This is a genomic window from Treponema maltophilum ATCC 51939 (assembly GCF_000413055.1).
Taxonomy (GTDB): domain Bacteria; phylum Spirochaetota; class Spirochaetia; order Treponematales; family Treponemataceae; genus Treponema_C; species Treponema_C maltophilum.
In genome coordinates, this window is record NZ_KE332518.1 from 144,961 (window position 1) to 171,496 (window position 26,536).

General features: G+C 49.7%; 24 protein-coding genes, 5 tRNA genes and 1 other RNA gene. 14 read left to right on the forward strand and 16 right to left on the reverse strand.

Annotated elements, in window-relative coordinates:
• The 4 genes from HMPREF9194_RS00645 to recR all read left to right on the forward strand — a co-directional run bounded on the left by HMPREF9194_RS00645 (position 1) and on the right by recR (position 3,719).
• Positions 1 to 801: a hypothetical protein gene (locus HMPREF9194_RS00645; RefSeq protein ID WP_016524432.1), complete on the forward strand. Its 801-nt coding sequence runs from the start codon at positions 1 to 3 to the stop codon at positions 799 to 801.
• 179 nt (positions 802 to 980) lie between these two features.
• Positions 981 to 2,816 carry a DNA polymerase III subunit gamma/tau gene (gene dnaX / locus HMPREF9194_RS00650; protein ID WP_040846411.1) on the forward strand — a complete coding sequence of 612 codons (1,836 nt, stop codon included), beginning with the start codon at positions 981 to 983 and terminating at the stop codon, positions 2,814 to 2,816.
• Positions 2,803 to 3,135 (forward strand): YbaB/EbfC family nucleoid-associated protein, encoded by a 333-nt coding sequence (locus HMPREF9194_RS00655; RefSeq protein WP_016524434.1) that lies wholly within the window; start codon positions 2,803 to 2,805, stop codon positions 3,133 to 3,135. Before dnaX ends, HMPREF9194_RS00655 begins: the two co-directional genes overlap by 14 nt.
• Positions 3,132 to 3,719 (forward strand): recombination mediator RecR, encoded by a 588-nt coding sequence (gene recR / locus HMPREF9194_RS00660; protein ID WP_016524435.1) that lies wholly within the window; start codon positions 3,132 to 3,134, stop codon positions 3,717 to 3,719. The genes HMPREF9194_RS00655 and recR overlap by 4 nt, the downstream gene beginning before the upstream one ends.
• Positions 3,720 to 3,778: 59 nt before the next feature.
• On the opposite strand, the gene HMPREF9194_RS11715 is transcribed toward recR, so the two are convergent.
• Entirely contained in the window at positions 3,779 to 4,192 is a 414-nt protein-coding gene (locus tag HMPREF9194_RS11715; RefSeq protein ID WP_016524436.1) for a hypothetical protein, read from the reverse strand.
• A 118-nt stretch (positions 4,193 to 4,310) separates the two neighbouring features.
• On the opposite strand from HMPREF9194_RS11715, the gene rsmI reads away from it, so the two are divergent.
• The 4 genes from rsmI to HMPREF9194_RS00685 are packed head-to-tail and all read left to right on the forward strand — an operon-like array spanning position 4,311 to position 7,354.
• Positions 4,311 to 5,042, forward strand: a complete 732-nt coding sequence (rsmI, locus tag HMPREF9194_RS00670; RefSeq protein ID WP_016524437.1) for a 16S rRNA (cytidine(1402)-2'-O)-methyltransferase — start codon at positions 4,311 to 4,313, stop codon at positions 5,040 to 5,042.
• The gene (locus HMPREF9194_RS00675) at positions 5,032 to 5,319 is read left to right on the forward strand and encodes a flagellar biosynthesis anti-sigma factor FlgM (protein WP_016524438.1); all 288 of its coding nucleotides are present in this window, start codon (positions 5,032 to 5,034) and stop codon (positions 5,317 to 5,319) included. The genes rsmI and HMPREF9194_RS00675 overlap by 11 nt, the downstream gene beginning before the upstream one ends.
• A gap of 12 nt (positions 5,320 to 5,331) precedes the next feature.
• Positions 5,332 to 6,480 carry an iron-containing alcohol dehydrogenase gene (locus HMPREF9194_RS00680; RefSeq protein ID WP_016524439.1) on the forward strand — a complete coding sequence of 383 codons (1,149 nt, stop codon included), beginning with the start codon at positions 5,332 to 5,334 and terminating at the stop codon, positions 6,478 to 6,480.
• A gap of 13 nt (positions 6,481 to 6,493) precedes the next feature.
• Positions 6,494 to 7,354, forward strand: coding sequence for a TrmH family RNA methyltransferase (locus HMPREF9194_RS00685; protein ID WP_016524440.1), 861 nt, complete (start codon positions 6,494 to 6,496; stop codon positions 7,352 to 7,354).
• Positions 7,355 to 7,370: 16 nt separating this feature from the next.
• On the opposite strand, the gene HMPREF9194_RS00690 is transcribed toward HMPREF9194_RS00685, so the two are convergent.
• The gene (locus HMPREF9194_RS00690; protein WP_016524441.1) at positions 7,371 to 8,855 is read right to left on the reverse strand and encodes an HDOD domain-containing protein; all 1,485 of its coding nucleotides are present in this window, start codon (positions 8,853 to 8,855) and stop codon (positions 7,371 to 7,373) included.
• A gap of 194 nt (positions 8,856 to 9,049) precedes the next feature.
• Here HMPREF9194_RS00690 and HMPREF9194_RS00695 point away from each other — a divergent pair, with 194 nt between their 5' ends.
• The 4 genes from HMPREF9194_RS00695 to thyX all read left to right on the forward strand — a co-directional run bounded on the left by HMPREF9194_RS00695 (position 9,050) and on the right by thyX (position 14,849).
• On the forward strand, positions 9,050 to 10,204 hold the full coding sequence (locus HMPREF9194_RS00695) for a beta-barrel domain-containing protein (protein WP_016524442.1): 1,155 nt from the start codon (positions 9,050 to 9,052) through the stop codon (positions 10,202 to 10,204).
• Positions 10,198 to 11,586 carry a TolC family protein gene (locus HMPREF9194_RS00700; RefSeq protein WP_016524443.1) on the forward strand — a complete coding sequence of 463 codons (1,389 nt, stop codon included), beginning with the start codon at positions 10,198 to 10,200 and terminating at the stop codon, positions 11,584 to 11,586. The genes HMPREF9194_RS00695 and HMPREF9194_RS00700 overlap by 7 nt, the downstream gene beginning before the upstream one ends.
• Before the next feature lie 172 nt (positions 11,587 to 11,758).
• The gene (locus tag HMPREF9194_RS00705; protein ID WP_016524444.1) at positions 11,759 to 13,951 is read left to right on the forward strand and encodes a peptidase domain-containing ABC transporter; all 2,193 of its coding nucleotides are present in this window, start codon (positions 11,759 to 11,761) and stop codon (positions 13,949 to 13,951) included.
• A 61-nt stretch (positions 13,952 to 14,012) separates the two neighbouring features.
• Complete coding sequence (gene thyX, locus HMPREF9194_RS00710; RefSeq protein ID WP_016524445.1) at positions 14,013 to 14,849, forward strand: FAD-dependent thymidylate synthase; 837 nt, start codon at positions 14,013 to 14,015, stop codon at positions 14,847 to 14,849.
• Positions 14,850 to 14,900: 51 nt separating this feature from the next.
• Here thyX and HMPREF9194_RS00715 read toward each other — a convergent pair whose 3' ends face one another.
• From HMPREF9194_RS00715 to HMPREF9194_RS11720, 3 genes are all read right to left on the reverse strand, one after another.
• Complete coding sequence (locus tag HMPREF9194_RS00715) at positions 14,901 to 17,021, reverse strand: hypothetical protein (protein ID WP_016524446.1); 2,121 nt, start codon at positions 17,019 to 17,021, stop codon at positions 14,901 to 14,903.
• Positions 17,022 to 17,025: 4 nt separating this feature from the next.
• Positions 17,026 to 18,096 (reverse strand): DUF2804 family protein, encoded by a 1,071-nt coding sequence (locus HMPREF9194_RS00720; protein WP_016524447.1) that lies wholly within the window; start codon positions 18,094 to 18,096, stop codon positions 17,026 to 17,028.
• A 269-nt stretch (positions 18,097 to 18,365) separates the two neighbouring features.
• Positions 18,366 to 18,866 carry a NusG domain II-containing protein gene (locus HMPREF9194_RS11720; RefSeq protein WP_169558717.1) on the reverse strand — a complete coding sequence of 167 codons (501 nt, stop codon included), beginning with the start codon at positions 18,864 to 18,866 and terminating at the stop codon, positions 18,366 to 18,368.
• Between the two features lie 171 nt (positions 18,867 to 19,037).
• Here HMPREF9194_RS11720 and HMPREF9194_RS00730 point away from each other — a divergent pair, with 171 nt between their 5' ends.
• Positions 19,038 to 19,715 (forward strand): Crp/Fnr family transcriptional regulator, encoded by a 678-nt coding sequence (locus tag HMPREF9194_RS00730; RefSeq protein ID WP_156827975.1) that lies wholly within the window; start codon positions 19,038 to 19,040, stop codon positions 19,713 to 19,715.
• A gap of 122 nt (positions 19,716 to 19,837) precedes the next feature.
• Here HMPREF9194_RS00730 and trxA read toward each other — a convergent pair whose 3' ends face one another.
• From trxA to HMPREF9194_RS00750, 4 genes are all read right to left on the reverse strand, one after another.
• Positions 19,838 to 20,146, reverse strand: coding sequence for a thioredoxin (trxA, locus tag HMPREF9194_RS00735; protein WP_016524450.1), 309 nt, complete (start codon positions 20,144 to 20,146; stop codon positions 19,838 to 19,840).
• Positions 20,147 to 20,228: 82 nt separating this feature from the next.
• Positions 20,229 to 21,590 (reverse strand): PFL family protein, encoded by a 1,362-nt coding sequence (locus HMPREF9194_RS00740; RefSeq protein ID WP_016524451.1) that lies wholly within the window; start codon positions 21,588 to 21,590, stop codon positions 20,229 to 20,231.
• An 8-nt stretch (positions 21,591 to 21,598) separates the two neighbouring features.
• The gene (locus tag HMPREF9194_RS00745; protein ID WP_016524452.1) at positions 21,599 to 22,717 is read right to left on the reverse strand and encodes a glycosyl hydrolase family 18 protein; all 1,119 of its coding nucleotides are present in this window, start codon (positions 22,715 to 22,717) and stop codon (positions 21,599 to 21,601) included.
• Positions 22,698 to 22,976 (reverse strand): ACT domain-containing protein, encoded by a 279-nt coding sequence (locus HMPREF9194_RS00750; RefSeq protein WP_040846098.1) that lies wholly within the window; start codon positions 22,974 to 22,976, stop codon positions 22,698 to 22,700. Before HMPREF9194_RS00750 ends, HMPREF9194_RS00745 begins: the two co-directional genes overlap by 20 nt.
• Positions 22,977 to 23,146: 170 nt before the next feature.
• Between HMPREF9194_RS00750 and HMPREF9194_RS00755 the strand changes: the two genes are divergently transcribed.
• Positions 23,147 to 23,698: a GNAT family N-acetyltransferase gene (locus HMPREF9194_RS00755; RefSeq protein ID WP_016524454.1), complete on the forward strand. Its 552-nt coding sequence runs from the start codon at positions 23,147 to 23,149 to the stop codon at positions 23,696 to 23,698.
• Between the two features lie 46 nt (positions 23,699 to 23,744).
• On the opposite strand, the gene ffs is transcribed toward HMPREF9194_RS00755, so the two are convergent.
• The 7 genes from ffs to HMPREF9194_RS00780 all read right to left on the reverse strand — a co-directional run bounded on the left by ffs (position 23,745) and on the right by HMPREF9194_RS00780 (position 26,522).
• Positions 23,745 to 23,842, reverse strand: an RNA gene (ffs, locus tag HMPREF9194_RS12030) — signal recognition particle sRNA small type.
• 114 nt (positions 23,843 to 23,956) lie between these two features.
• Positions 23,957 to 24,041 (reverse strand) — tRNA-Ser (locus HMPREF9194_RS00760).
• Positions 24,042 to 24,118: 77 nt separating this feature from the next.
• Positions 24,119 to 24,203: transfer RNA gene (locus HMPREF9194_RS12210), tRNA-Ser, on the reverse strand.
• A gap of 16 nt (positions 24,204 to 24,219) precedes the next feature.
• Positions 24,220 to 24,293: transfer RNA gene (locus HMPREF9194_RS00765), tRNA-Arg, on the reverse strand.
• A gap of 27 nt (positions 24,294 to 24,320) precedes the next feature.
• Positions 24,321 to 24,408 (reverse strand) — tRNA-Ser (locus HMPREF9194_RS00770).
• Between the two features lie 16 nt (positions 24,409 to 24,424).
• A tRNA-Ser gene (locus HMPREF9194_RS00775) sits at positions 24,425 to 24,509 on the reverse strand.
• A gap of 129 nt (positions 24,510 to 24,638) precedes the next feature.
• The gene (locus HMPREF9194_RS00780) at positions 24,639 to 26,522 is read right to left on the reverse strand and encodes an ADP-ribosylglycohydrolase family protein (RefSeq protein WP_016524455.1); all 1,884 of its coding nucleotides are present in this window, start codon (positions 26,520 to 26,522) and stop codon (positions 24,639 to 24,641) included.
• Positions 26,523 to 26,536 lie beyond the last annotated feature (14 nt).

The window sequence follows — 26,536 nt, forward strand, 5'->3', positions numbered from 1 at the left end:
ATGACCGACGCTCAGTGGCGCTCTTTTACGCAATTTAAGGCGGATTTTGCAAAAAAAACGGCGGATTGGCGATACCGCATCGAAAGCGCGGGTTTAGCCGATGCGCTGCGCGCGCTGCAAAAAAAAGCCGCCGAACGCGACGGCGTTCCGCCTTATTCGCTCGATACTCAAATTGTGTACAATCGCAGCATCGACGACGTAAAAAAAGAAGACGATATAAAAATTATTTTGATCGGCGACAACCCCGGAAAAGACGAGCAACTTGAGCGCAACCGCCGCTATCTGGTCGGTCAGTCCGGAAAAATCGCCGACGGGTTTTTCCGCAAAAATCCCGAATTGAGAATCGACTTCCGCAAAAACGTGTTGATTTTAAATAAAACGCCGCTGCATACGGCAAAAACAAAGGAACTTGCCCTGCTTATAAAAGAAGGGCCGCCTTTGGTTGCCGACATTATCCTTGAAAGTCAAATATGGTTTGCCGAGGCGACGGCAATGCTGCACCGCGCCCTGTGTTCGAGCTCCGCCGAAGCGCGGAACCAATGTTCATGCGAGCTGTGGCTCGTAGGCTATGCCGAATTGCGGCCGAAAGGGCTTTTTGTGCCCTACCGCGACGCACTGAATGCGGCTTACAAGGAATGCCCGTCTGAAGATTCCGCTCGGGCAAGCGTATTCGTGTATCAGCATTTTTCGATGAACCGCTTTTTAATAGACTTAAAAGAAAAATCGCAGCCCGAATTGACGCTGAAAGAAAACCTTCATCGGACGGGTCTTTTTCACCGCAAAGAGATTTTGGGGTGGTAAGAGTTTCCGCATGAACGGAAATGTCGATAAAAACTGCTCGCTCCTATAATCGTGCATAAAAAAAGGAAGCGTTCAGGCAATTCGCTTCGCTCATAAGCCGTTCCCGTTCATGCTGAATTCTTGTATACGGAAAATTCAAGCGCTTGCGGAATCGGGCGTTTTCGGGTATGCTGTTTTCTATGGCTTATGAAGTAACGGCCGCGCGCAAAAGGCCCCAGCGGTTTGAAGAACTGGTCGGGCAGGATTTTGTTACGGCGACGCTTAAAAATTCCATAGAAAGCGGTCAAACCGCCCATGCCTACCTTTTTTCGGGGCCGCGCGGCTGCGGAAAAACTTCGGCTGCGCGTATTTTGGCAAAGGTTTTAAACTGTCAGGCATCAAGCGGCGAAAAGCCCTGCGGACTTTGTTCCGCCTGTACGGAAATTGCAAAAGGGACATGCATGGACGTCATCGAAATAGACGGCGCTTCGAACACGAGCGTCAACGATGTCCGCCAGATAAAAGACGAAGTGCTGTTCCCGCCGAATTCTTTAAAATACAAAATCTACATAATCGACGAAGTGCATATGCTTTCGACGAGCGCTTTTAACGCGCTTTTAAAAACGATTGAAGAGCCTCCGCCCTACGTTATTTTTATTTTCGCGACAACGGAACTTCACAAAGTGCCGGCGACGATAAAAAGCCGCTGTCAGCAGTTCCACTTCAGGCTCGGTTCGATGGAACAGATAAAAACCTTGCTTGCGCAGGCTGCCGCGGAAGCGGGCATAACGGCGGACGACGAAGCGCTGTATTGGATAGCGCGCGAATCCACCGGCAGCTTCCGCGACGCGTATACGCTGTTCGATCAGGTTGCCGCGTTCAGCGGCGGCAGCATAACTTACGAAAAAATACGCGACAAGCTCGGCATTGCCGGCATAGAACAGTTGAACGATTTGTGCCGTCTGTGCGCCGCGCAAAACACAAAGGAAGCGCTGCTTTTTGCCGATACGCTTTTGCAAAGCGGTGTGTCCGTCGAGCAGTGTATTTCGAACATGGTCGATTATCTGCGCTCCTTGCTGTTTATAAAATCGGGTATTACAAAAGAAGCCCTGCTCGGCCAAGCACCCGAGCGTTACGCCCGGGAAGTTAAGGACGCGTGGACCGAATCGCAGTTGGAGCGTGCGCTGTCACTGTTTTTGCAGCTGTACCGCGATGTGCGTTATTCGCTTAATCCGCGCTACGAACTTGAATTGGCGATAGAAAAACTGTGCGCGCTTTCTTCGCGCATATCGAACGAGGACGTAAAAAAAGCCGTAGACAGGGCGGCACGGCTTTTAACGGGCGCCGATTTCGAGCCGGCTCCGTCGTCGGCTGCTTCGGGCGGCGTTTCGGCTCCCGCCGCGGCGAATCAGTCGGAGCGCGCTTCGGTACCTTCGAGTGAAAACAAAATTTCGTTCAGACGCTTTCCGCAAAATCCGCCTCACGCGGCTTCGGAACAACCCCTTCCCGCACAGGAAAATGCAGCCGCTCAGCCGGCAGCGGTTTCACAGGCGGCCGCACTTGCACAGGAGCCGGCGGCAATTTCGCAGCCCGCCGCTTCGGCTCAGTCGGCCGCTCCTGCTCAGCCTGCTGCGCAGGTTAAAGCGCAAAGCGTTGAAGATTTAAAAGATAAAACGGTCGCAGCCCTCGGTAAACATAAGGCGGCGGTTTCCGCGGCTCTTTCGCGTACGCAAACGTGGTTGCTGTCTGGCTCGACGCTGCACATACCGGTGCAAACCGCGTTCGAGCAAAATCAGCTCCAAAGCGAACTGGCGCTTCTCAGTCAAACCGTGTCCGGCTTGTGGCCCGAAAAACTGCAATGCAGCGTCGAACTCGTTTTGCCGCGGGAACAACAGCCGGAACACGAAGAGATTCCCGACCACGTGCGCATGGTTCGTGACGCGTTCCAAGGCGAAATCGAAAAAATAGAAGTAAAGCAGCCCGATACACAAAGCGCGGTGCTGCAGGGAGATAACGGCGAAGATGAATCCCTTTGATTTATTAAAAAACGCTCAAAATATTCAAGGCGAATTGGCAAAAATTCAGGAAGAACTTAAAAGCGTTTCGGCGACGGGAAGTTCCGGCGGCGGTATCGTAAAGGTTTCGATGAACGGTTCGTTCCAAATCGTTTCGGTTCAACTCGATCCGGTGGCCGTCGATCCGCGCGACATTGCAATGCTGCAAGACCTCATCGTAGCGGCAGCGCACGATGCGCAGGAAAAAGTCCAGTCGGCTATAAAAGACAAAATGGGTCCCGTGCTGCAAAACATGAACATTCCCGGCTTAAACCTTTCCGGACTTTTGGGCGCGCAATGATGGTTATCGACGAACTTGCCGACAGCTTTTCCCGATTGCCGGGCATAGGCAAAAAGACGGCGACGCGCCTTGTCCACCACTTGCTTAAAGTCGATCAGGGATTTTTGGAACGCTTTGCGTATCAATTGTCGAGCCTGCACAGCCGCATTACCTATTGTTCGGTGTGCGGTTCATGCACCGAAAGCGACCCCTGTCCGATATGTACCGATCCGCTGCGCGACAAAACGCTTTTGTGCGTCGTCGAACAGCCGCAGGATATCGATATTATCGAAGCGTCGCACGAATACCGGGGATTTTTTCACGTACTGGGCGGCTTGATTGCCCCGCTTGACGGCATCGGTCCCGAACAGCTTCGCATTGCGTCCTTAATCGAGCGCATTCACCAAGGCGAAACGGAAGAAGTTATTATCGCAACGCCTCCGACGATCGAAGGCGATACGACCGCCTTGTACGTGAACAAGCTTTTATCGCCGATCGGCATAAAAGTAACCCGATTGGCTTCGGGGCTTCCCGTCGGCGGCGATTTGGAATACGCCGACAAACTGACCCTCGCGCGCAGTTTCCGCGGCCGCACTTCCTTATAGGGAACGGCGGCATCTCGAGAAAATCGCTAAAGGCGAATTTTTCGCGGTGTCCTATAGATTTATTTTTTCTTTTTGTGGCATTCCGTACAGCCGGTAACGTGAACGTGCTTTTTGCCCGTGCGGCGCGTAAAAAGGTGTGCGTCCAAATGTCCTTCTACGGGAACTTCTTTATGACACACGGGACAAGTGCGCTTGATTCCCGGCTCGGGAACGGGATAGCAGTGCGGGCAGCCGTGAATCGTGCAGGGTAAATCATTTATGGTGGCGGTTTTGTACACCCGCGATACGAGGTTTTCGCCCGTATACAGTTTTGAACCGCACAGAGGACAGGGCGTCTTTTCTTTTGCCGCAGGTTTTCGGTTTTTTACCCGCGGTGCATAAAAATACGTTAAAAAAAATCGCCAAAAAAGATAAAATATGAAAAGCGCCGCCGAAACGGCTGCGGCTATGCCGATAAAACGCAGAATATTCATAGTACAATCATAACGTTTTTTGATTTTTTTCGCTACATTTTGCCGCATTCGATTTAAAATTGCGCCGAGCGCGTAAAATCGGCTTGAAAGAAGCATGTTTTAGCGGTATACTTAAGGTGTGTCCGGTTTATACATTGTCGGAACGCCTATAGGGAATTTGGGCGATATAACCTACAGGGCGCTTGAAACGTTCCGCACAGCAGATATTATCGCCGCCGAAGATACGCGGCATACGCTGCAGCTTTTAACGCACTTCGGCATACAAAAGCCGCTTATTTCCTGCCGGGCGCAAAACGAAAAAGAAGCCGCGCAAAAGATTGTAAAGCTTTTGGACGAAGGAAAGTCGGTTGCCTTTGCAAGCGATGCGGGAACCCCGGGCATAAGTGATCCGGGGGCCGTTTTAACCGACATTGTGCGCGCGGCGGGGCACGATGTTGTGCCGATTCCGGGCGTATCGGCCTTTGCCGCGCTGACGAGTGTTGCCGGCTGCGGCGGTAAAACGCTTGTGTTTGAAGGCTTTTTGCCGCAAAAAAGCGGAAAGCGGAAAAGCCGCGTAAAAGAACTTTTGGAAACGGGATGGGCCTTCGTTTTATACGAATCCCCGTTCAGAATAGTTAAGCTTTTGTCGGATATTGCCGATATTGAATATGAGCGCCGTGTAGTCGTGGGCCGCGAGCTTACAAAACTGCACGAAGAAATTGTCGAGGGGCCTGCAGCGCAAGTCAGGGAAGAATTTGCCGGAAGAACGAAGATTCAGGGTGAATTTACCGTCTTTGTTGCAGGAAAAAAGCTCAAATTTTCTAAAGGAGAATCCGATATAAAAAGAGAGGCAAACGAAAATGATTATTGACAGACTCGGAGGAATCGACCCTCTAAAAGACATTCAAAACAACTACAAAACCCCGGCAAAACAGCACGTAAAGTCCGGTCATGACAGTATAAGCATTTCCAATGAAGCGCGCGAAATGGCCGAAGCATATTATTTATCGTCGATTGCGGCGGAAACTCCCGACGTGCGCGCTGACCGCATCGCTCAAGTGCGCGAAAAAATACAGGATCCGGCCTATTTAAACGCCGACGTTATTTCATCTACGGCAGATAAAATTATGGACAGCTTCGGTTTGTAAATCGGAGCGCTTATGGCTGACTTTGTTTTCCGAATTTCTCCGAATATCGTTTTGGGTTCATATTCTTCAAGCAGAACGGGGCAGTTTGTCCGGGAATGGGGCAGCCGTTTTTTGCTCGTTGCCGACCCCGTTTTGTCCGAATTCGGCATAACGGAAAAAACCGTCCAATCGTTAAAAGATTACAACATAGACTGTGTTATCTTTGACGAAATATCTTCAAATTCCGACACGGCTCTTGTCGAACAGGCGCTCAAGCTTGCGCGCGATGCGCGGGTACACGGCCTTATCACGATCGGCGGAATGAAGATTTCGAACACGGGCAAAATCGTATGTGCGCTGTTCGACGAAAAAAAGACCGTGTACGATTTTATGGAAGGCGCCGCCTTCAGCGAAAAGGCACTGCCCTGTATTTGCATTCCGACGACGGTTTCCAATGAATTTTTATTTACCGACAAAGCGCCGATTATAGATGCGCGAACGGGGCAGCTGAAAATGCTCCGGTTTCAGCCGGGCTTGTGCCGTTTGGTCGTTTCCGATCCCAACTTGATCGTGTCGCTGACCGAAAATCAATTTATGGCGATGATTTTGCGCGCCGTTTGTATCACCGTCGAAGCATATGTTTCACAGAAAGCCAATTTTTTTTCCGATACGATTATCGAAAAGGCTGCCGAATTGCTCGGCTATGTTCTTTCCGAAACGCCCGCGTTAATGACGGCTACGCCGAAAGAGCAGCTGGCAATGGAAGGAGGCTGCATGGCGGCCTTGGGGGCGGCGTCGGCTTCGAGCGGGGCTGCAACGCTGCTTTCTCATGCCGTCAACGCGCGCTGCAAAGTTTCGCCTGCGCTGACTGCGGCGATTTTGCTGCCGCACATTATCGAAGACGCCGCAACGGTCAAAGAAGACCGCTTGGCAAAGCTTGCCCGCATTCTCAATGTGGCCGGCGAAAATTCATCCAACGATACGGCCGTCGGTTTGTTTGCCGAAGCCGTGCGCAGTAAAATCGCTCAATTCAATTTGCCGGCGCGCCTTAAAGATGTGTCCGTTTCGCTCGAACAGCTTGCCCTGTGCATCGACGACGTGGGAAAACTCGATGTAACGCCGGAATTCCACCGTTCGATGACCGAAGACGATTTGTTCGATATCGTCAAATACGCTTTTTGATTTTGAATAATCGATGATCGCTCCTGCAAAACTGAAATCCATGCGCGGCGGATTCCGTCGCAGAAAGCTTATTCTGACGCTCGGCGCTTTGGAGCGCGACATAGCCGGAGTGCCGGACGAAACATTCCGTTCCGCTGCGTTTTTTGACGGTTTCGCCGACCGGACGGAATACCTGAAAGAAATTGTACGGATTATCTGCGAAGATCCGAAACTGCCCGAAGCGGCGCGCCTTCAATTATGCACCCTGCTTGCGGAAGTGCCCTGTGACGAGCGCAGGCTGTGCAATACGGCGCGCAATCACTTGCTGGCCGTTGCGGGAACGCCGAGCGCGGAGTGGGACCTTATAATCGCGCCGCATGCGGCGCCCGCGGAACACACCGCGCAGGAGGCAACGCAAAACCGTGCGGCAGCCGTTCGGCCGTACCGCGAGGGCATTTTCGTGTATGCCGAAGATATCCGCTCGCCGTTTAATTTGGGTTCGATATTTCGCACGGCCGAAGCATTCGGTGCGGAAAAACTTTTTTTATCGCCTTTTTGCACGGATCCCGCACACCCGCGGGCCGTGCGTTCGGCAATGGGCTGCATCGATTTTTTACCGAGCGAACGGATCTCGCTTGACGAACTGTGCGCTTCAATGCCGGACCTTCCCGTCTTTGCGCTTGAAACGGGCGGGACGCCGCTTTCGCAGTTTAAGTTTCCCCGGCGCGGCATCGTCGTTATCGGTTCGGAAGAATTGGGCATAAATCCGGACACCTTAAAGAAAATGTCGCACGGAATCGTCAGCATTCCCGTAAGCGGCGTAAAGGCGTCGCTCAATGTGGGAGTCGCGTTCGGTATTCTTATGCAGGCGTGGACGGCGGCAGTTTTTAATTAGTGCGGACGGGAATGCTTTAGGATTCTTCCCTGAATGCTTTTTGCAGCCTGCCCGACAGGCTTTGAAGCTGCTCTTCGTTTTCGATATTGAATTCTTTTAGAATATCCGAATCGAATTGGTAAAATTCAACGGTGCCTTCCTGATAGTGGGCGATCATATTCGCAAAATAAACGATTTGCACAAGTTTTTTCGTATCGCGGGATGCGGCTGCGGGGTCGTGATGATAACGGATTGCTTCGCCTATTACCTTCGGGAAATTCCATTTTTCGGCGATAAGATAGCCGATTTCGGCGTGGTTCGTTCCTCCGGCCAGGCGTTCAAACAGGGTCGAAGGCAGCCCCTTCGCTTCGCACAGCTCGTTGAATTTTTCGATGAGTTTGGGGTGTGCCGAATCGAAGACAACCTTTCCCATATCGTGCAAAAGTCCGCATACGTACGAAGAATCCACAATGAACCTGTCCGATGCGTAAAAATTCCTGCTGAGGTTGTACGAATAAAAGGCGACGCGGTACGAGTGGTTCCATAGGAGCCGCTGCGCCTTTGTGGAACTACCCAGCGTTTTTAAAGAACCGAGAGAGAACAAAAGGTTGCGTATGCCGTTTATACCGACCAGTTTTACCGCATCTGCGATATTGCGGCAGGGGCTGGTAAGCGAAAATGCGGCCGAGTTTACGAGCTTTAACAAGTCGGCGGTGAGCGCGACGTCGTTGCTTATGTGAACCGCAATATCGGAAAGTTTCATGTCCGGATCGTTGAGCATTTTGGTTATGCGCACGATGTTTTCGGGGAATTGCGGCAGCGTGTCTATGACGCTGACCAGTTCTTTCGACAGCATGGAGATGTTTTGGCTGTATTCTTTATTGAGCGGCACGATAACGCGGCTTACGGTTTCTCCGTTTTCGCAGGTAACGCGGATGCTGTCGTTTGATGCGCCGATTTTTGCGAGCATCAAAACCATAATGATAAGGCCTAACCCCGCTCCTTCGGTTGCGTCAACCGCCGCCGAAAAAGCTTCTTCGACCGATGCATACTGTTGCGCCCGCGTTATTTTATCGTGAATGCGCTTGTATTCTTCCGTTACGAGTTCCGAATTGTTGCGGACTTCTATTTTTATTTTTCCGGCCGCATACTGCAAAACAAGTTTTATGTACAGGCCGGCATTTTTTTGCGCTTGCAGGTAGTATCTGATATTGTCGAGCGTATCGTCTTTGAACGTTTCCATTCCGATCGCGTAATCGTCGGGATTGTTTATGTCCAAGCCCTTTTCTTTGAAGTAGATTCGTTTTGTGTTGGCTTTTTTTGCGTTTGTCGTCAGTTCGTTTATACAATAGACCAAATATTCGGTCATTCCTTCCTGATTCAGTTCTTTTAAAAATGCCGTAAGAACTTCGGCCATGTACAGTTCCATTTGATGCGGCAGCGTGTACGTTGTAATTGATAAGGGAATTCCTGCTTGAACGGCTTTTTGGATTTTTTCGGTTGATAAGCTTATTTCGCCCATAGATTTATTATAGTACAAAATTTATCTATGTCAAGTTTCCGCGCTCGAATACATCGGGAATAGCGCGTGCTTTTGCATAAAATTCCGCCGCAAAACGTGTTTTTTTTATTGTCCGGCACTATAAATAAGTCGGAACGTCTTAAAGAGAAATAAAAGTGCCGGCCGGAACGGCGCATTTTATTCCGGGGAGGACTATGAAAGAACCGGTAATTCTTATGCCTGCGGACAGCCTTGATTACAGTCAGGAAGTGCTTTTATACAGGGAACCGAAAGAACTTTCGCTGACCGTGTGGATAATCGCATCGCTGTTTGCGGTTGTTTTGTGCTGGATTGTCTTCGGCAAAGCCGAAGAGGTTGTGCGCGCAAAGGGCTTGGTGCGCCCGATTTCGAATATTTCGCAGGTAAAAAATGCGGTGCCGGGCGAAATTGTCGGTTTGTATTACGAAAACGGCGAGCGGGTCGAAAAGGGCGAACTTTTGCTGCAAATCGACACGCGCTCTTTAAAGGCAAAGGAAGCCGCTCTTAAAAGCGCTTACGAAAAGCTTGTTGTAAAAACCGAAGGCTTGCGCCAAACCGAAAAAAGCTTTTACGGCTCCGCCGCATGCATCGATAAGCACAATACCGAAGCCTTTACGCGTTTTCAGGCATTTTCGTACCAAAAAGAATTGCTCGAAAAGCGATACGCGCTTGCCGAAAAAACACGGCAGGAGGCCTTACGCATGCCTTCCGATGCGATAACGGGCGCGAAGCTGCGCGAACTCGGATACGAAGCGGACATTCAGCTGCTTAATTTGGAAACATACAAGTCGTCATTTATAAAAGAAATCAGCGCCGAATACGCGCAATGCGCCGTCGAACTTGAAGAGGTGAAAAGTCAGGCGGAACAAGTGCGCCAAAGTATAAAAAATTCTTCGGTATACGCGCCCATTGCGGGAAGGGTACAGGAAATCTCTTCGTTGAATAAAAACGATTATCTTTTTGCGGATCAAAAAATACTGAACATCGTTCCGGACGACGGCGGAACGTATAAAGCCGAACTTAAAATTCCGGCAAAGATGAGCGGAAAGTTGGAAAAAGGCATGCGCGTAAAACTGCGCTTTCCGGCCTTTCCCTTCCACGAATTCGGCGGGGCGGAAGGTACCGTCGTTTCGATCGATCCTGACGCGACGGCCGACGTCAACGGTATGCTGTACTTTACCGTTTCGGCGAATATCGATAAAGCGTTTTTGGAAGATAGGAAAAAGCGGCGCTATCCGGTAAAAAGCGGCTTGGAAACCGAAGCGAGAATCATCCTTAGGGAGCGGACAATCTTATGGTACATTTTAAAACAACTCGACTTGGTATGGTAAAAAAGCGGTTTGTGCCGGCAGTTTTCGCGGCGTTTTTTTTGTGCGGCACCTCTTTTGCCGGAGAATGCGACAATTTTATCCGTACGGTTTTGGATTCGAGTCCCGTGTACCGAAGCGCGCTTTTGGAATACAAAAATGCCGGCCTTGAACTTCTTGCGTATAAGTACCGCCGGCTTCCGCAGCCCTTTTTCGCTGCAGGATACGGCGCGTCTATGAGCGGAAACTCGGCCTCTTCGTTGTCGCAATTATTCAAAGCGTCGTTTGTTGTGGCGCAGGAGATTCCCGGCGGCATCGATTTTCAGGTGCAGGCCGACCAGTTTTTTGCCGTCGACGCGAATGCCGCGAGAACGGCCGCGTACGAATTTGCCGCATCGCTTGCGCTGAACGTTCCCTTTTACGCGGCGGCTCCCGATACCTGTGCCGTTGCCCTTGCCGGGCAAGCGGCTTCGTTCGCCTTGAGCGAAGATATCCGCAATCTTGAATTGAATATTGCAAAAAAGCGCCTCATAGCCGAAGCGGTGTATGCGGTCGGCAACTGCCTCCTTTTAAAAGAGCGCATCGAGCTGGAAGAGCGGCGCCAAAACCTTATCCGAAAAGAAGCCGAAGCCGACGAAAAACTGTGGCTTTTGGGAAGACTTTCAACCTTTGATTTGTCCGAGCGCAATACGAAGCGCTTTGAATCCTATGTGTCGCTGCTGCAAATGCGCCAAAATCTTTCCCGCCTTGTCGAAAACTTATACGTTTTCGGCTTGGAAGAAGCTTCTCTTCCCGACGATATTGATTTGTGGATTGCCTGTTGGGAAGCGTTCGCTGCCGAAAATCCGATCGAAAACGGCCTTAATTCCGCGCTCGAAAGCAAGCAGGCGGAAAAAAACTTTTATAACGAAACGGAACGGCATATTGCGGATCTTCCGGTGCTGCGGCTTTCCGCATCGGCCGAACCTGCCGCAAGAAACGGCGTTTCGAATTCTTTTAAAGATTCTTTTGTGCAGTATTGGAAAAGCGGCACAAAATGGAATTGGGATTTTAAAATCGCGCTGAGCCTTCCGCTTTCGCCGGCATCTCCCGCATATTCGCGCAACGCGCTTTCGCTCAATTCGCAGCGCTTGTACGAATTGTCGCAGCGGCAACTTTTTAAACGCCGCGAAGCGCAGGAAAAACAATACCAAACGAATCTCTATTTGCTTAAAAAGCTTTCGGAAAAGGCGCTGCTCGATAAAACGGATGCCGGCAATAAGGTTGTTGCGGCACGGGCGCTGGCAGACCGGGAGCGGCTTACCGCTACGGATTTTGAATATCAGGTCCTTAATGCCGCGCTTGCGGAAAACGCATATAAGGAAGTGCGGCTGCGCATTGTCGCCGCACTGCTGAACGGTTATTAGAAATGGAGGAATGATAAAAAGCGGCGTCTCAAATGGCGTCGCCGCTTTTTATGCCGTGTTTGCGTTGCAAACACGCTTATTTATTGCGCTTTCTCAACTGACGTTTGCGAAAGCGCTGAAAAAAGTTTTATCGGAAACCGATGTTTCCTCAAAAACTTTTTATGGAGGAAGTATGTTTAACACGATTTTGAATCGGCGCGCATTGGTGCTGCAGCACGATGAATTCGACTGCGCACCTGCGTGTTTGGCTTCAATATGTAAGTATTACGGCAAACGAATTCCGCTTACGACGATACGGCGTTTTGCCGGTACGGACAAAGACGGAACTTCCGGCTTCGGCATTATCCGCGGGGCGGAAGAACTCGGTTTTTTGTGCAAGGGCGGCGTGAGTCCCGATAAAACTTTTTCACCGAATATGGTGTATCCGCTTATCGCCCACATCAAACAGAACAATTTTGACCACTATGTTGTCGTCTATTCGTGTAAAAACGGGCGGCTGCACATAGGCGATCCCGCATACGGATTGAGAAAGATGAAAGCTGCCGATTTTAAAACGTTGTGGACGGGCATCTTTTTTATTGTTTTGCCGCAGGAAAAATTCGAAACGAACAAAGACACCGATACGAAACTTACCCGCTTTGTAAAGCTTTTGGCGCCGCACAAAAAAATTCTTGCCGAAGTTTTTACCGCAAGCGTTTTGCTGAGTTTTTTGGGCATAGCGAGCGCTTTTTATTTCAGGGTTTTAATCGATGAAGTGCTGTACACGGGCGTTAAAATGACGCTGACTCTTTTTTCGCTTGCGTACGCCCTCATTATCGTGTTTCAAGCCCTTTTACTTTTTTCGCGCAGTCAGCTTATGATGTATATGGGAAGCAAAATCGATACGGTTTTGATGACCGAATATTTCAGGCACATATTAAAACTGCCGATGGATTTTTTTACCGCGCGGAAAACGGGCGAAATTTTATCGCGTATAAACGATACGTCGACCATCCGCTATGCCATATCGTCCACATCGCTTTCCGTCGTGCTCGATTCGCTTATGCTCGTTATCGGCGGTACCTTTTTGTTTATTTTCGGCGGAAAGCTGCTTGTCGCGGCCGTTATTCCCGTATGCCTGTCGGCGCTTTTGGCGTGGCTGTTTTTCGGCCCGTACAAAAATATGCTTAAAATAAAGGCCGTTATCGATGCGGACAAACAGTCGGTAATGGTCGAAAACATCAACGGTATTGCAACGCTGAAAACGCTTTCGTGCGAAAAAAACGCTTTTGAACGCACCGAAATGCGTATTGTCGATTCAATCAAAAAGGGCATTTCGCTCGGTACAATGGGCAATATCGAAAACGGCCTGCACGGATTTTTGCACCAGTGCGGCACGCTGGCCGTGTATTGGATCGGCAGTTTGAGTATTTTAAGCGGCACCATGAGTTTGGGCCGGCTTATTTCTTTTGTGCTGCTGTCGGGTTATTTTTTAGGACCGCTCGCGCGCCTTTTGACGCTGCAGCCTTCGCTGCAGGAAGCCTTTGTCGCCGCAGTGCGTTTGGCCGAAATCCTCGATATTCCCGAAGAAAACATCAATTCCGGTGGCATAAAAAAAGATGATTTACGCGGAAGCATACGGATTAACAATCTTTCGTTTGCCTACGGGACGCGCGGCAACACGCTTGAAAATATAAATTTATCGATAGAACCCGGCCAAAAGGTTGCCTTTGTCGGCGCCTCCGGTTCGGGTAAAACGACGCTTGCAAAACTCTTGATGAAATTCTATGCCTGCAATTCCGGCGAAATTACCGTGGACGGAATAAATATACAGGACTACGATACGGTTTTTTACCGCAAATTGATAGGCTATGTGCCGCAGGACGTTTTGCTGTTTTCCGGCACAATAAAAGACAATATCCGCTTGGGGCTCGAATATCTTCCCGACGAAGCGGTGTATGAAGCCGCCAAAGCCGCCATGGCCGACGAGTTTATTTCGAAGCTTCCCGACCGCTACGATACCTTTGTCGGCGAGCGGGGCGCAACGCTTTCGGGCGGCGAACGCCAAAGGATCGCCCTTGCGCGGGTGCTGCTGCGCCGGCCGCGCATTCTCATCCTCGACGAAGCGACGGCGAGCCTCGATTCGGTAACCGAACAGGCGATTATGCAGACGGTCGATAAGCTTGCATGCGGAATTACGACCGTCATTATTGCACACCGGCTGTCTACAGTCGTAAACTGCGACCGCGTTTTTGTCTTCGATTCGGGCCGCCTGGTCGAATCGGGGCCGCACGGAAAACTGCTGCGTTCCGGTACGGCGTATAAAAAACTATGGCGCGCGCAACGTTCGGGTGCCTCTGTACAACGGGCGTCTTTTTATGCATAATGGTATGAAGCACGAAATATACTGCGAAGCATAAAAGGCAAAAGCCTTGCGGGGAGGGAACATGGCGCATTGCACGACGGCTGAAGCCGAAAAGATTTTGGATAAAGAATTTAAAGTACACAACCACGGCTTTGTGCGCCTGGTGGACTACATGGGCTCCGACTCGCGCATTGTGCAGTCGGCGCGCGTATCGTACGGGGCGGGAACAAAAACCGTGCGCGAAGATGCGGCCTTAATCGACTATCTTTTGCGCCACGACCATACCTCGCCCTTTGAGCAGGTTGTGCTGACATTCCACATAAAAATGCCGATTTTCGTTGCGCGCCAGTGGATACGTCACCGTACCGCTCGCGTAAACGAAATTTCCGGCCGCTATTCGGTTATGAGCGACGAATTTTACGTTCCCGAAAGCGCCGACGTTGCAAAGCAAAGTTCCGACAATAAACAGGGGCGCTCGGAGGAAATCCTTGAGCCGGAATTTATTCAAAGCGTTGTTTCGTCTTTGCAAAACGGGCAAAAAGCCGCCTACGCCGATTACAGCGCGCTTGTCGAAAAAGGGACGGCCAGAGAGCTTGCGCGCGTGAATCTTCCTTTGTCGCTGTACACCGAAATGTATTGGCAAATAGATTTGCACAATCTGTTCCACTTTTTGCGTTTGCGCCTCGACGTTCACGCGCAAAAAGAAATCCGCGATTATGCGGCCGTACTGCTGGAAATAAGCCGCGCCGTCGCACCGGCCGCCGTTTCTTCGTTTGAAAACCACATGTATAAGGGCGTGCGTTTTTCCGGCGAAGAAATGGAAGAACTGCGCCGCCGCCTGAACGGGAAAAACGGCGAGTTGAGCGGCAAAAAACTTGAACGTTTTAACGAAAAAATCGTAAGCGGTAAACAACTTTAGGTGACCGCAAACAACTTTAAGTTCGACGTTTTCTTTGTTTGGCTTTGCTTCTTACACTTGGGAGGCAGGAGGCGTATTTTGTACACTGTTTCCCGTACTTGCGGCGTCCGATTTTTGTGCTTCGTGCAAAAGGCGGATATTCTGCAAAAAAACGTCGCGCTGGTCGGATCGTACGGGCACCGATAAAAGCGGCTGGGTATCTCCTTCGCCGGAGGTTCGGTACGGTATCTTTTGTTCGGATACGTAGGCATAACTGCTTTTGTCGTTTATCCACCAATCCAAAACCCGCAGCGCGCACAGCGTGTATTTCATAAGATTCAGATTCGTACGCTCTTTCGATTTGCTGCCGCCCAAAAGCAAATTGAGCCGATACGAAACGGTATTTTCGACGTCAAATGTATAAATGTCGCTTAAATCGGTCGGCATCGACGCTTCCGATGCATCGGCTTGACGGATCATATCCGAAAAAACCTGTACAAGCGCCCGTATACGTTCGGGAAGCGGAATGTACGAATTGTCTATGCGCGGATATTCGAGCGAAGTGATTTCGAAAACCAAGTGCGGATGAAAATAAAATTTAATTTGCCAAAGCCAATTTGAAAGCTCCCGCTTGGCGTATCGGGAATTGCGGAAATCGCTTTGCGTATATGCGTGATTGACGTATTCTTTTAAAGCCGGTGCCATAAGTCTGTCGAAAAGATACTCGCGGTACAGCGTCCAATCGGAAAATATTTTTTGCAGATTGTCCCGTTCGAGCGGATTGTCTTCAGTATCGGGCGGACTCAGCGGAATGTTTCTGCAGCCCTGAAAAAAATCTTCGATAATGCGCAGCAAAACGATTGTAATCTGCAGCGGATTTGTCGGCGCAAGAAGGTTGAATCCGTCGGGAAAGGAATACAAGGGCTGAAAGTACGGATACATGTCGGGGCGGTCGGCCAAATGCAGCCAGCCCGCGTCGGGAAAAAGCTTATCCAATACGCCGAGACTTTGAAGAATCAGGCCGCGCTTTTCTTCGGACATACTTTCTTTTTTTGCCTCTTCCGTTTCTTTCGGGCTTTCTTCGGCTTTTGCGGCTTCGGTTCCCTCGGTTTTTATTTGTACCGTTTTGTGCAGCCTTTCTTTTTCGTCGTTCCTTTTCGGCAGCACAATATCGTATTTTGTGATCTCAAGGAAGTTCATGATGTCTGAAATCCGCTTTGTATAAAAATCCGGATACGGTTCGAATTCATTGACGCACATGCGCATAAGCAGCGGATACGCGCCTTTAATGACTTGTCCGAAAATATACAGCCATTCTGCGGCCGCCTGACGCGCGGCGTTTAAGCAGCGCATGTTTTCTTTTTCCCTGATTTGGGTTTTTACCGTCCAGCCGTATGTTTTTTTTATAATGCGCGTCATTTCCAGTTCGCCGAGGAAATAGAGCTGTATGAGCGGCCGGTACAGTTCTTTTATAAACGGGACAGTGTCTTCAATCAAAATCCACGAGCTTTTCTTTTTAAGCAAAGACAATTCGGCCTTTACGGGCAGCGTGTCCCAATTATAGATAACGCGCAATGCCCGGTAGATAAAATCGTTGTCCGTGTTTATTTTATTTTTGTATGAGGGCGGAACGGCTAAAATCAGCGCCTGTACGCTTTCGATAAACAAATCGATGTGCCGGATGTGGGCGGTCAAATCGTTTTTTATAAAAGAATCGGCGACGCGTTCCGGACCGCCCCTGCCGAACGAAAACAGCATCGCAAAAAAGCCCGGCGCGTTACGGATGTGGTATTCGCGGGAAATCATCAGTTTATCGAATAATTGTTTTTGCCGCGGGCTCAAATGGGGCAGCCGATATTTTTTGCCGGGAAGTCCCGAAATAACGGCGGAAGTTCTTTCGCCTGCGGAAAAGACGGAGCCGCCCCGCCGGTTCGGGCTGTTCCGCCGTTCGGCCTGCTCGGTCTGTTCATCCTTTTTTTTTCGGTTTTTGCCGGGCACGAATTTGCGTGCCGAGCGGACTTTTTTCAAAACCTCGTCGTCGATGATTTCGGGTTTTTCGACGCCGATTTCTCCGCCAAGGCGTTTCATCATCACTTCGGCTTCTTCGCGTGCAATGTCGCCGATGTTTTCGCGTGTTTTTTGAAGTTCGCCGGGTTCGTATTTCGCCTGCGGTTTTTTTGAAACAATGTCCATACTTCTATAATCGTAAATATTGCTTTTTTACAATAGTACAAAAATCTTTTAAAGTAAAGGTTCTTCCGTCCCTATCCCGAATCACGCCCTCGCATGTACCGTAAATCGTACGGTATTCCGTCCGTAAAATCAGTATGCTCTCTTTTCGCACCGTGTCCGACAAGGGGTTAAACGTAAGGTCGACCATGTTTTCGGTATCCTGAATGATCCATTGCCCGGAAAGTCCGTACGGATGCGTAATCGTTACCGGCGGCAACGGAGAAAGCTGTGTGTCGGCAAATAAAACGTTTTCATTGTATAAATCGGAATCGACCGCATCCTGATTCGACGTATACAGATTAAAGCGGATGTTTGCGCCGTCGACATTTCCCAATCCCGTTACGGAAAAGCAGTGGAGCCGCAACCGGTAGTACGAAGTGCGCACGGTAAACAAAGATGCGGCGTCCGAAACGGCGACACCCGTTTGGCCGTCTTTGGCAAAAAAGCCGCCGGAAAGCGAACCTTTTAAAAAGGGCGCGCAGTGATGGGTTGCCGCGCAGCGGCGCATAAGCGGGGCTGGAACGACGGCCGTATATACACCGCAGCGTTCTTCCTGCAAATTCGCCGAAAATGCAAACGAAATGTCCGGCCGCGTTTTGTCGCCTTTTAAGCGGCACAACGCGGAAAATTTACCCGAATCGTAGTCCCAGCGGATCGCAAAAATCCGCTTTGACCGGAACGATTTACAGATGCCGCTTTTTATTTTGCGCGGAATCAGCCGTCTGCGGAATACAATAAACGAACGGTACGATACCTTGCGTCCCGTTTCTTTTTCCCACATGTTGATTTCCGCAAAACCGAAATAATTCGCATCCATAATTTCCATAGTACCCATATATGCTTCGGTTAAAAACGTGAAGCACAAATTGCTGCGGATGCGGGAATCGGTAAAAAAAGACGGCAGCGGCATAAGGCTGAACGGCTGCTTGAGTTTGCGGATATCGAAAAAATCGGGCGCTTTATCAAAATCCCCGAATACAGGTTCGCCTGAACGGACAACCGAATCGGGAGCGTTTTGTATGACTCGCGTATACATGTAAAAACTCTGCTTTATAGTATATAGTAAAAAGGCTAAAAAATAAATAGGCGAACGGGCGAGTTTTGCGAGCCGGTCGCTAAATAACGATTTTTATAGCGAGGCTTTACCCGTATCGGCGCGGTTGAGCTTTTAGCGCTCAATAACCGGAGAAAAACGCTCAAAACGCCTCGCGGTCAAAGCCTCAGCTTTAATCCATATTATCCGTATCGCAAAGTGCAAAACTCGCCCGTTTTGCATAAGGAGCGCAGAAAAACGAATGTGAGTGGTTAAAATCCTATCGCGTCGAATTCGTCTTTATAAGAGGGGGCGCCTTCTATGCGCAGGAATACTTGGTTCGGAAGACATGCCGACCAATCGCCTTCGCGCCAAAGGGGCGGGCTTTGAACGCAAATACGGTTCGAACAGGGCGAATCGAGAAAGCGCACGAAGCCGTTTTCTATGGCGATGCGGCTTATTCCCAAGGCGCCTTCCACCTCGATTGTTCTGTCGACGTTCAGAGGGTACACCCATTCGGTGCGTCCCGCAGTAACGATAAGGCGCGGCGATCCGTCTTTGTGCCGGATTGCGTACACGAGTGAAAAAATCGCCGTGCACAAAAAGAGAACGCCAATAATGTAATCGATCGGTTTCAGTTTGATTTTATGCACCGCTTTACCGCCTTTTATATCGCCTTTGTCCCACGGAATGTCCCGAGCCGGCTCCGTTTTTCGGGCGGGTTTTTCTTGACAGCTGAAAAAACCCGTGTTATCATTTAAACAAGCTTGCAAATAAGCTGATAAACTCTCTCCGATGTCCGGGTGTCCGGACAAAAGGTTTCCGGGGTGTCGTCGACGCTTCGGAAACCTTCTTTTATATTAGCGATTTTAACGCTTCAAGTCAAATACGCGCAAGAGATGCTGAATGTTGTCCAAAAACCCGGTTGTCTGTATAATAAATCCATGGAAGCGCGTTTTGAAGACTATTTTCCGCCCTGGAAAGGGCTGAGCGAAGAACAGCGGAAGCAGCTTGAGCGGCAGGCGGTGTTTACCGATGTGCCGAAAGGGCGGATTCTGCATGACGGCAATGCGGACTGCATAGGCGTTATAACGGTTTTTGAAGGGCAGCTTCGCGCGTATATAACATCGAACGAAGGAAAGGAAGTAACTCTGTTTCGCTTGTTTAATCGCGATATATGTTTGCTGTCGGCTTCGTGCATGTTGGCCGATATTCAGTTTGAAATAACGCTTGAGGCGGAAAAAGATACGGCTTTTTGGCTTATACCGGCGGATGTTTACCGTAAAATCATGCAGGAATCGGCGGCGCTTGCAAACTATACGAATTCGATTATGGCGTCGCGTTTCAGTGATGTTATGTGGCTTGTCGAACAGATGATTTTTAAAAGCATGGACGAGAGGCTCGCACTTTTTTTGCTCGATGAAAGCGATTTGGAAAGTACCGATAATCTGCAGATAACGCACGAGCGCATTGCGCACCATTTGGGAAGCGCGCGCGAAGTTATAAGCCGCCTTTTGCAGTATTTTCAAAACGAAGGCGCGGTGGAATTAAAGCGCGGCGGCATTGTGCTGACGAATAAGGCACTTTTGGAAAGCCGGTTAAAAAAAGAACGGAACCGGTAACCACGCGGTTAAAAACCGCGCGCAACTTTCGAAGTGTCATCCCCGACGAGTTTTAAATTAAGTTTTGGGACAGCGGCCGTTATCCGTTTCCGCGTTACGGCTTTACCGAACCTGTGTCGGCCTTAGGAAAGCAAGGCGCGTATGCCGGTTTTGTCGCGGGCGCCGACGGCTTGCTGCGCGATGCGTCCGTTTTTAAAGACGATCAACGTGGGAATACTCATAACGCCGTATTGCGCCGCCAGTTCGCTTTGTTCGTCCACATTCACCTTGCCGACTTTCGCATAGTCTATTTCGTTTGCAATTTCATCGACAAGGGGCGATACCATGCGGCAGGGGCCGCACCACGGCGCCCAAAAATCAACCAATACGGGCTTATCCGATTCCATAACTTCTTTTTGAAAGTTTTCTTTTGTAAGTACCAGTGCGCTCATGTTTACCTCCTGATTACACGGATAAGATAAATATACGATATTTAAAGCACGCCGTCCGTGAGAAAGTTACCGATTTCACCATTCAGTTTCTGAAACTGTGTATGGGAGCCGGAATTCGTCCGCCTCTGTTTATAAAGTTTTCGCAGGAAAAAGCGTTTACGGCCATAATCGGAGCACCGCCGAGAAGGCCGCCGAATTCGACCCAATCGCCGACCGATTTTCCGGGAACGGGAATAATTCTGACGGCGGTTGTTTTGTTGTTTACCATGCCGATGGCCGTTTCGTCCGCGATTATGCCGCTGATTGTGGACGCGCTTATGCTGCCGGGTACGGCGATCATGTCGAGGCCGACCGAACAAACGCAGGTCATCGCTTCCAGTTTTTCGAGCGTGAGCGAACCCGCTTTTACGGCGGCGATCATGCCTTCGTCTTCGGATACTGGAATGAAGGCGCCCGAAAGTCCGCCGACGTTTGTGCTTGCCATAACGCCGCCTTTTTTTACCATATCGGTAAGCAGCGCCAAAGCGGCCGTTGTGCCGGGCGCACCCGCCGATTCAAGGCCCATGTGTTCCAAAATGCGCGCGACCGAATCTCCGACCGCCGGCGTAGGCGCAAGCGAAAGATCCAAAATGCCGAACTTGACCCCGAGGCGCTTTGCGGCTTCCGTTCCGATAAGCTGTCCCATACGTGTTATTTTAAAAGCGTTTTTTTTGATAACGTCCGCAAGTTCGTCGAGCGGGCTGTCTTTGTATTCTTTGCACGCGGCATCTATTGCGCCCGGGCCGGAAACCCCGACCGAAAGCACGGCTTCTTCTTCACCGGGGCCGTGGAAAGCTCCGGCCATAAAAGGATTGTCTTCGGGCGCGTTGCAAAATACGACAAGTTTTGCGCAGCCTATGCCGTTTTTATCCGCGGTAAGTTCGGCGGTTTTTAAAATTATTTCGCCCATGGTTTTTACGGCGTCCATATTTATGCCGCTTTTTGTCGTTCCCACGTTTACCGACGAGCATACCCTGTCGGTTGAAGCGAGCGCTTCGGGAATCGATTTACACAGGTTTGTATCTCCGCGCGTAAATCCCTTGTGGATAAGGGCGGAAAAGCCGCCGATAAAGTCGACATTCAGCTCTTTTGCCGCTTTGTCGAGCGTTTTAGCCCATTCGGTGTAATCGCTTTCATCGGAACTTTCGGCGACCATGGCAATCGGCGTTACGGCAATCCGTTTGTTTATAATCGGAACGCCGAATTCCGTTTCTATGTCTTCGCCCGTGCGGGCAAGCTTACTGCAGTATTTCATCAGTTTATCGTACATGCGCGTGCGGCTTTCTTTTCCGGAAGGGCTGCAGCAATCGCGCAGCGATACCCCCATCGTGATTGCGCGCACGTCAAGCTTGTAGCGCATAAACATGTTGACCGTTTCCTGAATTTCCGAAGTTGAAAATAACATATCCTATCCTATTTTGTGCAGCGGATATAATCCCAGACGGACGGATCTTCCTGCCCGAGGCACCAAAATCCGGTTGAGAGCACACCCATATTTTTGTACATAAGCGAACGTTCGACGATGGTGTGCGCGTTGTCGAAATAGGCGGTTACCGTAAGAGGAACGGTGTACGAAAAATAAAATACGCCGCCGTCTTTTTCTATGCGCTGCACGTCGAATTCGCGGATTTGGCGCTCTATACCCGAATGATAAAACGCTTTGTCGGCGTTTACGCTGCCCCATGTTCTTCCGTAAAAAGGCTGCCCCATAATCAGTTTTTCCGGAGCGACCGTTTCCAGCGCATAGGATGCGATGTTCCGGCACCAGTCGAACGAAGCGACCGGACCCGGCTTGCTGCGGCTCCAATGTTCGTCGTATGCCATAACGAAAAATCGGTCGACAATAGCCGACGCTTTTTCGTAATCGTAGGCGTCTTTTTCGAGCTTTTTTATGCGTGCGGGAAAGGCCGCCGACAGCATGGGGTGTTTTTGTGTGCCGCCGCTTTTTGCGGTTTTCGAAGTTGAAGCTTTTGCAAGCGACTTTTTCAAATCGGCTAAAAAACTTAAAAAGTTTTCTTTATCGTCCGCTTTTACCATTTCAAAGTCTATTTGAACTCCGTCGTATCCTTTGTCCATTGCTGCTTGAGTCAAATCCGCAATCAACTTTTTGCGCAGCGGGTATTCAGGAGAAAGCACTATGTGCGTCATACCGTAGGTATTGCAGGTTACAACCAAATGCACGCGTGCCGGATAATGCGCCAGCTTTTGCGCGTCGGGAACGTCGTCCAAATGACCTTGATAATTTATTGACGCACCGAAATAACCGATGTCGGTTGCATTGATGCGCTCGTGCAGAGTGCTTTCATGCCTGTTCAGCACGTACACCCACACTTCGTCAAAACCGAGTACTTGTACGTCTTGGGCGGGATTTTGTGCCGCGCTTTGAATTCGCCCCTCTTCTTCGATTATTTGCACCGTTTGAATATCTTCCTGAAGCGTCGTCGAAAGCGTTTCCGGGGCGGAACTTGCGCAGGCTGCGAGCAGCAGAGAAAGCGCGAACGGTGCGTATTTTTTAAATTCGGTGCATTGCATTGAAAACCCGCTCGTGCATAATGTGTATATCGACGCCCAGCTTTTCGCCGAGCTCATCCATTCTTTTACGCAAATCGGCAATGCCGATTGAAGACGAAGACACGTCCGCAACCATCATCATAATAAAATTGCCGGACAAAACGGTTTGGCTTATGTCGGCGATATTTATATTGTGCGAAAAAAGCGCCGAACTGACTTTCGCAATGATGCCGGCCTGATCGGTTCCCGAAACGGTGATAATAACGTTTGTCGTATCCATAAGCGTATTGTACTTACAAGGAGGGCTGCGGTCAATGGGTGATTGATGCGAGAAAAAATAAAACGACGTATACAACAAGCCCTCTGCCGGCATGCAGCGCGGTTTTTCATCTCTCAGTTTTCACCGATACTATTATTGACAGAGCTTTTTCCCTATGCTATAAAACCGATATGTACTTTAAAAAGCTGATCGGCAAAAAATGTTATCTGTCTCCCATCGACGTAAACGATGCGCCGATATATACCGCATGGCTCAACGATTCCGAGGTAAATGCCAATTTGACTCTTGCATCATCCGTCATTTCGCTTGAGACCGAAAAAGAATTTTTGCAAAAAATCGCCGCCGATCATAATTACGGAATTATCGATGCCGAAACGGATTCGCTGATCGGCAATGCGGGCTTGCACAAGCTGAACCATCTTCACCGGAACGCCGAAATAGGTATTTTTATCGGCGATAAAAAGTATTGGAATAAAGGCTACGGAACCGAAGCATTGTCGCTGTTAATCGATTATTGTTTTGCGGTTTTGAATTTGCACAACATATCGCTGAATGTATATTCGTTCAACGCGCGCGCAATCCGCTGCTATGAAAAGGTCGGGTTTAAAAAAGTCGGAGAATTGCGCGAAGCTTTTATATACGGAAGAAAAGCGCATAATATTATTCTTATGGATATTTTGCCTGACGATTTTTACGGCGCAAACCGGGCCGTGCCGAACTGACGAAACGTATCAAGCCGAAACAATAAAGCCGAAAAAGCCCTTTCAAAGAGCCCGGGTGAACTACGGCACAAAAAGAGGCTTTCTACCGCTGCTTCCTTCCGGATCTGACGGGGTTCGAAAACGTTTTTTGCATAGGACCCGGACTCATTGAAAGGGCCTTAAAAAGCGGCCGATATTCAGTGAGTTACAACATCGCATTTTTAAAGTTACCTCTAAAAACCGCAATTTTTAGAGGTTCCCTTCGGAATTGAAAACATGCGGAGAGAGGGGGATTCGAACCCCCGGTACCTTTCGGTACACAGCCTTTCCAAGACTGCACCATCGACCACTCGGACATCTCTCCAAAACAAAACGTCCGTACGGTTTGAAAACCGAAGCTTTCAAACCGTACGCATTCTCAACTACTTTTCCGTAAAAGAGCGGAGAGAGGGGGATTCGAACCCCCGGTACCTTGCGGTACAACGGTTTTCGAGACCGCCCGAATCGACCGCTCTCGCATCTCTCCAAAATACGTTTTGTTACGAGACTAAGAGGGTTCGAACCTCCGGCCTTCAGATCCGCAATCTGACGCTCTATCCAGCTGAGCTATAGTCTCATTCATTTTGACCGCTTTTACGCGGTACGGAGCAGGGGGGATTCGAACCCCCGATACCCTTTAGGGGTATAACTCCTTAGCAGGGAGCCACCTTCGGCCTCTCGGTCACCGCTCCAAAGCCTCTGCAAGCGCGGAGCAGGGGGGATTCGAACCCCCGGTACCTTGCAGCACAACGGTTTTCAAGACCGCCTCCTTAAACCACTCGGACACCGCTCCATACAGTGCGACTATTTTATCCGAAAAAGCCTTCGTGTGTCAACGGTTCGAACGGTTGTATTATAAAAGTACCGTATATTCCGTCCGAAAACCGGCGATTATGGCTGATTATGAGCACATGGCCGGCTTTCAGCATGTTACCGATAAATCCGTACACCACCGCTTTTTATGGAAATGTTCGCCGTCGTATTTGCGAAAGCCGAGGCTGAAGCGGAACCGTTCGCCCCGGCGCAGGAGTTTCAAAACAATTCTGTTTTTCCCTTTTTTAAGGCGCACAAGCTCGTAATGATTATACGGTGTCCACAGCCTCATCTCGTCATAGCATAATTTTTTCTCGTCATTTATCCACAGCGCAAAACCGTCGTTGTTGCCGATTATAAGCCAAAGGTCTTGATCTTTCGGCGATATAACTTCCTGCCGTAAATAAACACACATTTGCCCCCGGCACCCAAACTCCTGATCAAGCGGCAATAAATCTTCATAACCGCGGATGATGTATTTTTCTTGAGCTGAAAATGCTGCCGCAAAATCGGTTTCATCAATATACGCTTTGTTCAGATACACCGCATTATTGACCATACATTCCAAGGTCGGCAAGACACAACCTTCGCCGTGGGCGGACGGAATGCCCGGCAAATCTTCTTTTTCCAAATTTTCAAAAAAAGGACCGACACCGATCCAGTCCATTGCTCCGGCAATACCGAAACTTAATTCGGCACTTTGTTCCGGTCTTTCTTTTTCGGCCGTAACGGCTTTTAATTTATTGATGTTTGCAATGGTTTTAACTTGTTCCGGCGTCCTGATAGTGAATTCGACTTCGGCCGTTTGTCCTGCAGGAAGCAAAAAATCACGATACTCCGGTTCGACTGTCCAGCCTGCGGGCACATTTTCAATTCGGCTGCGCAGACTGTATGCCCGGTCCGATCTGTTTTGCGTTACGAGTTTAATGCGGCAGCTGTCTTTGAACCCGATCGCCGGCCGATCCGAATACCGGATTTCCTGATAAATTACTTCATCGAATCTTTGCTCGCAGCGGGGCTGCGTTAACCGGTTGTCGTTTTTCAGCGTTTCGCCCAGCCGGCAGGTTTGTTCGGCCAAGCGGTATATGGAACGGCAGTCGCTTTTAATGTCGATTCCCACCACATAGCCGTCGTTAACCAGCGTTTTCAATTCCTCGGGAATTTTTTTTGCGCCGTAAAGGATGCCCCAAATTGCCGCGGCGGTTGCGCATGTACAATCCGTATCGAAGCCGCTGCGGAAAGCTATATCTATTACCGTCTGCAAATTATCTTTGCCGTATAAAAGAGCGATAAGCATCAGTCCCAGATTGGTGACGGAGTTGGTAAAATCATTATGGCCGTATTTTTGCAAAACCGCGGTTCTGACTTTCCGCCAGTCGGCGATGCCTTGTTCCGCCGACGAGAGTACCAATGCGGCGCATCCGCGGGCACGCGAGCTTTCCGGCAAAAAATGTAATTGACTTTTTAACAGGTCGATTATATCCGTTTGCGTAAAGGCGCGGGATTCGACCGCTGCGTAATATTGTTCGATCCAAACCGATTCTCCGGCATGATCAAGACTGCCGTCAAGCCCGGCATAGTAAGCGGCTTTGTCCGGATCGTTCGGAAATACCATAGCCCATATCTCCGAACGAATCGGGCATCCTTCGCCTTCGCAAAAAAAGGGATTATTAAAACTGCCGCTGTAAGGCGGCATAATGCCTCTTTCATAATTTTTCAGAAAAATACCGTATTCGCTGAAGGGGTACCAACAGTGCTCGTCCCACGCTTTTGCCAAATCGTTTGCCGTCAGTGAAAGACCTTTTTCTTCCAAAACTTCCAGCCAAAGCAACTGCATATCCAGATCGTCATTGGGTAAATCCGGCCGAATCATTTCTCGGAAGTCGCGGTCGATAAGTTTTTTTACCCCTTCAACCGGAGCACCGGCAGCGCCGCCCAGACATTTTCCCAGCCAGCCGCCGTATACATGATCAAAATAATTAAAATCGTTCATTTTCGTCTCCGAAT

What these genes read in the sequence shown, in the direction of transcription:
- HMPREF9194_RS00645 (WP_016524432.1), top strand. Translation starts at nt 1, where the DNA reads ATGACCGACGCTCAGTGGCGCTCTTTTACGCAATTTAAGGCGGATTTT.
- dnaX (WP_040846411.1), top strand. Translation starts at nt 981, where the DNA reads ATGGCTTATGAAGTAACGGCCGCGCGCAAAAGGCCCCAGCGGTTTGAA.
- HMPREF9194_RS00655 (WP_016524434.1), top strand. Translation starts at nt 2,803, where the DNA reads ATGAATCCCTTTGATTTATTAAAAAACGCTCAAAATATTCAAGGCGAA.
- recR (WP_016524435.1), top strand. Translation starts at nt 3,132, where the DNA reads ATGATGGTTATCGACGAACTTGCCGACAGCTTTTCCCGATTGCCGGGC.
- HMPREF9194_RS11715 (WP_016524436.1), bottom strand. Translation starts at nt 4,192, where the DNA reads ATGAATATTCTGCGTTTTATCGGCATAGCCGCAGCCGTTTCGGCGGCG.
- HMPREF9194_RS00675 (WP_016524438.1), top strand. Translation starts at nt 5,032, where the DNA reads ATGATTATTGACAGACTCGGAGGAATCGACCCTCTAAAAGACATTCAA.
- HMPREF9194_RS00680 (WP_016524439.1), top strand. Translation starts at nt 5,332, where the DNA reads ATGGCTGACTTTGTTTTCCGAATTTCTCCGAATATCGTTTTGGGTTCA.
- HMPREF9194_RS00685 (WP_016524440.1), top strand. Translation starts at nt 6,494, where the DNA reads ATGATCGCTCCTGCAAAACTGAAATCCATGCGCGGCGGATTCCGTCGC.
- HMPREF9194_RS00690 (WP_016524441.1), bottom strand. Translation starts at nt 8,855, where the DNA reads ATGGGCGAAATAAGCTTATCAACCGAAAAAATCCAAAAAGCCGTTCAA.
- HMPREF9194_RS00695 (WP_016524442.1), top strand. Translation starts at nt 9,050, where the DNA reads ATGAAAGAACCGGTAATTCTTATGCCTGCGGACAGCCTTGATTACAGT.
- HMPREF9194_RS00700 (WP_016524443.1), top strand. Translation starts at nt 10,198, where the DNA reads ATGGTAAAAAAGCGGTTTGTGCCGGCAGTTTTCGCGGCGTTTTTTTTG.
- HMPREF9194_RS00705 (WP_016524444.1), top strand. Translation starts at nt 11,759, where the DNA reads ATGTTTAACACGATTTTGAATCGGCGCGCATTGGTGCTGCAGCACGAT.
- thyX (WP_016524445.1), top strand. Translation starts at nt 14,013, where the DNA reads ATGGCGCATTGCACGACGGCTGAAGCCGAAAAGATTTTGGATAAAGAA.
- HMPREF9194_RS00715 (WP_016524446.1), bottom strand. Translation starts at nt 17,021, where the DNA reads ATGGACATTGTTTCAAAAAAACCGCAGGCGAAATACGAACCCGGCGAA.
- HMPREF9194_RS00720 (WP_016524447.1), bottom strand. Translation starts at nt 18,096, where the DNA reads ATGTATACGCGAGTCATACAAAACGCTCCCGATTCGGTTGTCCGTTCA.
- HMPREF9194_RS00730 (WP_156827975.1), top strand. Translation starts at nt 19,038, where the DNA reads ATGGAAGCGCGTTTTGAAGACTATTTTCCGCCCTGGAAAGGGCTGAGC.
- trxA (WP_016524450.1), bottom strand. Translation starts at nt 20,146, where the DNA reads ATGAGCGCACTGGTACTTACAAAAGAAAACTTTCAAAAAGAAGTTATG.
- HMPREF9194_RS00740 (WP_016524451.1), bottom strand. Translation starts at nt 21,590, where the DNA reads ATGTTATTTTCAACTTCGGAAATTCAGGAAACGGTCAACATGTTTATG.
- HMPREF9194_RS00745 (WP_016524452.1), bottom strand. Translation starts at nt 22,717, where the DNA reads ATGCAATGCACCGAATTTAAAAAATACGCACCGTTCGCGCTTTCTCTG.
- HMPREF9194_RS00750 (WP_040846098.1), bottom strand. Translation starts at nt 22,976, where the DNA reads ATGGATACGACAAACGTTATTATCACCGTTTCGGGAACCGATCAGGCC.
- HMPREF9194_RS00755 (WP_016524454.1), top strand. Translation starts at nt 23,147, where the DNA reads ATGTACTTTAAAAAGCTGATCGGCAAAAAATGTTATCTGTCTCCCATC.
- HMPREF9194_RS00780 (WP_016524455.1), bottom strand. Translation starts at nt 26,522, where the DNA reads ATGAACGATTTTAATTATTTTGATCATGTATACGGCGGCTGGCTGGGA.